Raw genomic sequence first — 1,043 nt, forward strand, 5'->3', positions numbered from 1 at the left:
AGGGGTCTGTTCCTGGTGGTGTGGTGGATGTGCTGCCTTTGTCTGCTTTGCAGGAGGGGTTTGTTTTCCACAGTGTGTTTGATGAGTCGGTTGCGGATGTTTATAACGTTCAGGTTGCTGTGGATTTGGTGGGGGAGGTGGATGTTGAGCGGTTGCGGGTTGCTGCGGGTGTGTTGTTGGAGCGTTTTGCGAATGTGCGGGTGGCTTTCCGTTTCCGTGAGGTGAGTCGGCCGGTTCAGGTGGTTGTGGGTGAGGTGCCGTTGGAGTGGTCGGTGGTCGATCTTTCTGATGGTGATGTGGGTTGGGTCGAGGGGGAGTGTGCTCGGGTTCTGGAGGAGGATCGGGCGCGGCGTTTTGATTTGGGTGTGCCGCCGTTGGTGCGGTTTATGTTGGTGCGTTTGGGGGCGGGGCGTTTCAGGTTTGTTGTGACGTATCACCATGTGTTGTGGGATGGGTGGTCGTTGCCGGTTGTGTTGCGGGATTTGTTGGCTCTGTATGGGTCGGGTGGGGATGTTTCGGTGTTGCCGCGGGTGCGGTCGTATCGGGAGTTCCTGGGTTGGCTTGCGGGGCGTGATCGGGTTGCTGGTGAGGTGGCTTGGTCGGGTGCTTTGGCGGGTTTGGTGGAGCCGTCGTTGGTTGCTCCGGTGGTTTCGGGTCGGGTGCCGGTGGTGCCGGGTCGGGTGGAGCGGGTTGTTGGTTCGGGGGTGTTGGCGGGGTTGGAGGAGCGTGCCCGGGTGTTGGGGGTGACGCTGAATTCGTTGGTGCAGGGTGCGTGGGGTGTGGTGTTGTCGCGTCTGTTGGGGCGTGATGATGTGGTGTTCGGTGTGACGGTGTCGGGGCGTCCGGGTGATTTGCCGGGTGTTGAGGACATGGTCGGGTTGTTCATCAATACGGTTCCGTTGCGTGTTCGGTTGAATGCGTGGGAGTCGTTGGGTGAGATGGTGGTGCGGCTGCAGCGTGAGCAGGTGGAGTTGCTGGAGCATCACTATCTGGGGCTTTCCCGGATTCAGGAGCTTGCCGGTATCGGCGAACTCTTCGACACC

The 1,043-nt window shown here is 60.2% G+C and carries 1 protein-coding gene; it reads left to right on the forward strand.

Annotated elements, in window-relative coordinates; all coding sequences use genetic code 11:
• Positions 1–20: 20 nt before the first annotated feature.
• Positions 21–1,043 (forward strand): condensation domain-containing protein (locus tag ACZ5WG_RS40815; protein WP_468729708.1); only part of this gene is annotated, 1,023 nt, incomplete at its 3' end.

The organism is Streptomyces sp. NPDC032745 (assembly GCF_055579465.1).